Here is a 5746-nt window from a genome sequence, read left to right on the forward strand (position 1 = left end):
GCCAAGACGGTTGCTCAGTCCCTCCAGCGCACGGGCCACAAGCGTCGGCTGCGCCGAGGCAATGGAGCCGATGCGCAGAACACCTTGCGTGGCGCTTTCATCGGGGGGATCACCGAGCCTTGAAAAGAGCGCGCAGATGACCTCCGCACGCTCGACAGTCGTCTGTCCGGCCGCATTCAGCGTTGCAGAGCGGCCGGTCCTGTCGAACAAGGGAAATCCCAACGCGTCCTCCAGGCGCTTGATCTGGCTGCTGACGGCCGACTGGGTCAGTCCGATCTGCTCACCCGCTGACGCGAAGGTTCCGTATCTGCAAACCGCGATGAGGGTCTTGAGCTCGGGGATCATCTCCGAAGCATCCCAGAAATCGATGGAAAACCCAAAAAACCGCTGATTTTCTGGTGGCTCAGTCAGAGGGCCGCAAGAGAGCCCGCCTAGAAGTAGCCGTGCGACGGCACCTGCACCTCTTCATCATTGGCAGCACTGCCGGCCCCCACGGGCTCCTGCACCACGACCTGGTTTCGCCCGCCTTGCTTGGCCATGTACATCGCGGCATCGGCACGGGCGAAGAACTCGAGGGCGGTTTCGCCCAGCACGTATTGGGTGACACCGATCGACACCGTCACCCGGCCCCGCAGGCGGGGGTTTTCCCAAGCGTGCGACTCCACCTGCACGCGGATGCGCTCGCAGGTGTTCAGCGCAGGCAGCAAGGGCGTCGCGGGAAAGATCACCAGGAATTCTTCGCCGCCGTATCGACCGAAGAAATCGTCAGCCCGCACAGCGCCCTGCCCCAGCTTGGCAAAGGTGCGAAGCACTTCGTCCCCCTCCAGGTGGCCCATCTCGTCGTTGATCCGCTTGAAGTGATCCAGATCCACCACGGCCAGGCAAAGCGGAATGCCGCTTTCGTCCGCCAACTGCTTTTGTTCTTCGAGGGCGGCCAGGACGGACCGCCGATTCAGGCATCCCGCCAGGGCATCACGGCGCGCGCTTTCGGTAATGGAGCGCACTTCGCTGCTTTTCTTTTGCAGCAACCGGTGCAACATGCGCACACGCCCCATCAACAGCACATAGGCGGGTAATGCCAGTGCCAGCGACACGATGTGCAGCACTTCCAGGCGCAGCAATGCGGCATTCTCGTCCTGGGCATAGTGCAAACCGCTGATAGCTCCGTAGACCGCAAGGATACCGACGCACACCGCCAGTGCCATGTTGCGCGACAGGGTGAACAGGCCATAGGCCATGACCACGAACAAAAACGGCGCCAGAGCGATCTGCGTGACGGGCTCCAGATAAAAAACCAAAAGCAATGCGCCCGCCGAGCCGATCACGATGGGCAACCGCATTTGGCGGTCGGCGAAATGCTCGTGGACACCCAAATAGAAAAGGCCCATGAAAGCGACCACCAGCAATGCGATGAGGGCCGCGACCACCAGCACCGTGGAAAGACCCACCACGCCCAAGGCAAAGTAAACCAGCACACAAGCCAGATACAGCAAGCACAGCAGGACCGGCACCATCCGCGTGCGGGGACGGTCCATGCGCCGCCGCAGCATCAAGGCCACCCCCAACTCCGATTGGGGTGAATGCGTGGAGGGCTCGAGTTCGTGCAACTCTTCGCTCATTGGAAACGCATCCGTATTTTCGAAGCGCATGCGCCGGCGGGCACGTAACGTGTCCCATAAATCCCTAAAACCCATGGAAGTGTTTCCTTACGATCGAACCGATGCTCGCGCCTTGACCAGTGATAAGCAAAATTTCATTGCCAATATTACATATTGGTTCATTCAGGACAATAGTCGAAGCGCAATAGATAGGCTTTCTCGACATCCCATTCAGGAAATCGAGACAGTGGGCGGTTTAAAACGGACCTTGCCTACAAGCCTTTACTCAATAAAACAGTAAGACAGCAGCCCGTCGCACGGCAACGCGCGCCCCGGCGCGGGCTCCGAGCGTAACCGGGTCGCGCGCTCTCGTTTCAACGAATGCGAACCGAGTTGCGCGGTAAACACCCGTTGGCGATTGGAAAGAGCGGCAGCTTAAAGGTCAAAGGAGGTTGCCTGGTTTCCCAGTCACGGATCCAACCCGTGAGAAGCCATCAAAAACCATATGAAACACATATACTTCACATACGTTTCGTATAGAGGTGACTGATGGGAATCGTCAAAATTTCGGATCTGATGCACGAAAACCTGCGCGTGGCAGGCAACGCACTCAGCCGATCGATCAATGCGCAGGCCGAGCACTGGATGCGCGTCGGCATGCTCACCGAGCTGTATCCGGAGTTGAACCACCGGGAAATCTGCCAACTGCTGATCCGCGCCGAGCTCGCCGGGGGACTGGACATCTCGGTGGCTGCAACGGCCTCCTCGGGCAAGCCCGCCCCCTCCTCGCCCGGGCAACACTGATGGCCAGCGACATTCGCATCAAGTCGGCCGAGCAGATCGCGATGGCACGGCAGGCGGGGCAACTGGCCGCGGAGGTCCTCAGCATGGTGGCACCCCACGTCGTGCCCGGCGTGAGCACCGAGGCGCTCGACCGCATCTGCCATGACCACATCGTGAATGTCCAGGGCGCCATTCCAGCCAACGTGGGCTACCAGGGGTACCCCAAGACCATCCTGACCTCCGTCAACCAGGTGGTTTGCCATGGCATCCCTTCGCCCGACAAGATCCTGAAGCAGGGCGACATCGTCAACATCGATGTCGCCGTCATCAAGGATGGATGGTTCGGCGACACCAGCCGCATGTACTTCGTCGGCGCCCCCAGTACCTTGGCCCGGCGCCTGGTGGAGACGACCTATGAAGCCCTGCGGGCGGGCATCCAGCAGGTCCGACCCGGAGGGACGCTGGGCGACATTGGCCATGCCATCCAGTCCGTGGCTCACCGGGAGCACTTCAGCGTGGTGCGGGAGTACTGCGGACACGGCATCGGTCAGGTCTATCACGAAGATATGCAAGTGCTGCACTACGGCCGCCGCGGAGAGGGGCTGCGGCTGGAACCGGGCATGGTTTTCACCATCGAGCCGATGCTCAACGCGGGCAGACGCGAGACCCGGCAACTGTCCGATGGGTGGACCGTGGTGACGAAGGACCGATCCCTCTCCGCCCAGTGGGAACACATGGTGGCGGTCACGCCCGAGGGGTACGAGGTGCTCACCGCTTGGCCCGAAGGGACGGGCACCTACCCGCCCCTGACCGCCGGCAAGCCAAGTCCCTGATCCCAGCCCAGCGGCCCCTCTACCTCAGAATGGGCGTGACGCCGGGAAGCTCGCACGCATAGATCGCATTGCGCAGGGCGGCAATGACCTCGTAGCGGGGAAAGCTCCTGCGCCAGGCCAGCACGATCCGACGCACGGGTGGCGGCTGGCCGGATTCCTGCTGGATGGGCAGGTAGCGGATCTGGTTGTCGTCGTTGCGGCGGCGCTTTTCGGCGGGATGCTCATCGTCCTTGCGCCGCTTGTAGCCCGAGTGCATCTGGTCCTGCGGCACCGACAGGCGCGGCACGAGGGTAATGCCCATGCCGCGCGAGACCATGTGCTTGATGGTTTCCAGCGAGTAGCCTTCGAAGGTGTGGCTCACCCCTTCCGCATCGCCCAGGGCCGGCGCTGCCTCCGGGCTCAGTGCTTCCAGGTGTTCCCGCAAACTCTCGTCCGCCTCCAGCAGCAGCAGCGTCTCGCCCTGCAGTTCGGTCGTGGAGACGCTTTCACGCCGCGCCAGGATGTGCGAGGCAGGCACCGCCGCGATCAGGGGTTCATCGTACAGGGCCGCCTTGGCCAGCCCGGTGGAGCGAAAGGGCTCGGCCATGATGGCGCAATCGATCTCCCCGGTGCCCAGCATTTCGATCAGCCGCTCCGTGAAGCTGCCCTTGAGAATGAGCTCCATCTGCGGCGTGCGGGCCTTGGAGTGGTGCACCAGCTCGGGCAGCAGATACGGACCGACGGTATAGGACACGCCGATCTTGACCGTGCCGGCCAGCGGGTCCTTGCCGCGCTGGGCGATTTTCTGGATGGCGGCCGCATGCTCGAGGATCCGCCGGGCCTCGTAGACGATCTCCTCACCCACCGGCGTGACCGACACCTGTCCCGCCGTGCGCTCGAACAGCTTGAGTTCCAGTTCCTCTTCCAGCTTCTTGATGGCCATCGACAGCGAGGGCTGGGAGACATTGCAAAGGTGGGCTGCGCGGCTGAAACGCTTTTCCTGCGCAAGGGCGACGATGTACTTGAGTTCGGTGAGCGTCATTGTCTGGGGCGAAAAGGGACGGCAGCTGGGGTGACTCGGTTTAACACCAATCCATGAAGCAAGTATTACGCTGATTTCATTGCGCCGACTGAATACGCCGATGCGGGCATCGCGTCATTGCCTGCGCCAGGACCGGGGGTGCACCGGGGGCACGGTAGCACCCTCCTGGCCACCGCTGGTTTCCAACCGCTTCACCAGACGCTCACTGCGCCCCTGCCCCGCCTTCCCACCGCGCCTGCCATCCCCCACCCAGCGCCTGCACCAGCGTGGCGGCCGCCAGCTGCCGGTTCACCTGCAGCTGCAGCAGCGCGCGCCGTGCCGACAGCGCGGTGACCTGGGCCGTCACCACCTCGGTGTAGCTCACCTGGCCCTCGCGGTAGCGGTTCAGCAGTTGCTGCTCGGTGAGGTTGGCGGCCGACACGGCTTCCTGGCGCAAAGGCTCCTGCGCCTGCAGCGTGCGCAGCACGGTGAGCTGGTCCTCCACGGCCTGGAAGGCGGTCAGCACCGTCTGGCGGTAGGTGGCCGCGCGGGCGTCGCGGGCGGCCTCGGCCCCTTCCACCCGGGCGGCGATGGCGCCGCCGTCGAACACCGTCTGCGCCACCGACAGCCCCAGCGACCACAGCGCGCCGGAGGCGCTGAACAGATCGCCCACGCTGGTGCCGCTGCGGCCCAGCGAGGCCGTGAGGCTCAGGCTGGGGTAATAGGCCGAGCGCTGCACGCCGATCTGCGCATTGGCCGCGGCCACCGCACGTTCGGCCGCGGCAATGTCGGGACGGCGCTGCAGCAGGGTCGACGGAATGCCTGCGGGCACCTCGGGGGCCCGCATGTTCCAGGGCGCGGGTGGCAGCGTGAACGAGGCCGGTGCCACCCCCGTCAGCACGGCGATGGCGTGTTCGTAGCGGGCGCGGTTTTGCTGCATGGTGGCGAGATCCGCGCGCGCGTTGGCCAGCTGGGTGCGGGCCTGCAGCACGTCGGAGTTGGCCACCACGCCAGCGGCGTAGCGGTTCTGGGCGATCTGCAGGCTGCGCTCGTAGCCCTGCACGGTGGCCTGCAGCAGATTGATTTCGGCATCGGCTTCGCGCAGCTGGAAATAGGCCGACACCAGCGAGCCCACGGCAGACAGCCGGGCAGAAGCCAGATCGGCTTCGCTGGCCTGGGCATTGGCGCTGGCGTTGTCCACTGCACCGCCCAGGCGCCCCCACAGATCGGGTGCCCAGTCCGCACCCAGTGCCGCCTGGGTGGTGGTACCGCGGCGGGTGGAGCCCTCGCCGCCCGCGCGCGAGCCGCTGCCCGACAGGCTGACCGAGGGCAACAGGCCGGCGCGCTGCTCGCGCACCAGCGCCTGCGCCTGGGCGTAGGCCGCCACGGCGGCCGCGATGTTCTGGTTGGACAGTTGCACCTGCGAGGCGAGGCGGTTCAGGTCGTCGTCCTGGAACAGCGTCCACCAGTCGCCGCGGTCGATCGCATCGGCAGGCGCGGCGGGCTGCCACACCGCCCCCGCTTCCTTGAAG

The 5746-nt window shown here is 64.5% G+C and carries 6 protein-coding genes; 2 read left to right on the top strand and 4 right to left on the bottom strand.

What is annotated here, in order from left to right; translation table 11 throughout:
• On the bottom strand, positions 1 to 345 hold a 345-nt coding region (locus AC27KI_RS17680), incomplete at its 3' end, for a LysR family transcriptional regulator (protein WP_487115006.1).
• 86 nt (positions 346 to 431) lie between these two features.
• On the bottom strand, positions 432 to 1619 hold the full coding sequence (locus AC27KI_RS17685; RefSeq protein ID WP_487115008.1) for a GGDEF domain-containing protein: 1188 nt from the start codon (positions 1617 to 1619) through the stop codon (positions 432 to 434).
• A 528-nt stretch (positions 1620 to 2147) separates the two neighbouring features.
• On the opposite strand from AC27KI_RS17685, the gene AC27KI_RS17690 reads away from it, so the two are divergent.
• A complete protein-coding gene (locus AC27KI_RS17690) occupies positions 2148 to 2402 on the top strand; it encodes a ParD-like family protein (RefSeq protein ID WP_272564350.1) in 255 nt (84 codons plus the stop codon).
• A complete protein-coding gene (gene map, locus AC27KI_RS17695; protein ID WP_487089725.1) occupies positions 2402 to 3214 on the top strand; it encodes a type I methionyl aminopeptidase in 813 nt (270 codons plus the stop codon). The genes AC27KI_RS17690 and map overlap by 1 nt, the downstream gene beginning before the upstream one ends.
• A gap of 19 nt (positions 3215 to 3233) precedes the next feature.
• Here the strand turns inward: map and AC27KI_RS17700 are convergent, their stop codons facing one another.
• Both AC27KI_RS17700 and AC27KI_RS17705 read right to left on the bottom strand, forming a co-directional pair.
• Positions 3234 to 4235: a hydrogen peroxide-inducible genes activator gene (locus AC27KI_RS17700; RefSeq protein ID WP_317351982.1), complete on the bottom strand. Its 1002-nt coding sequence runs from the start codon at positions 4233 to 4235 to the stop codon at positions 3234 to 3236.
• Positions 4236 to 4437: 202 nt separating this feature from the next.
• Positions 4438 to 5746: efflux transporter outer membrane subunit (locus AC27KI_RS17705; RefSeq protein ID WP_487115010.1), on the bottom strand; the 1309-nt coding region annotated here is incomplete at its 5' end.

Source organism: Acidovorax sp. KPB24-03, from assembly GCF_057546605.1.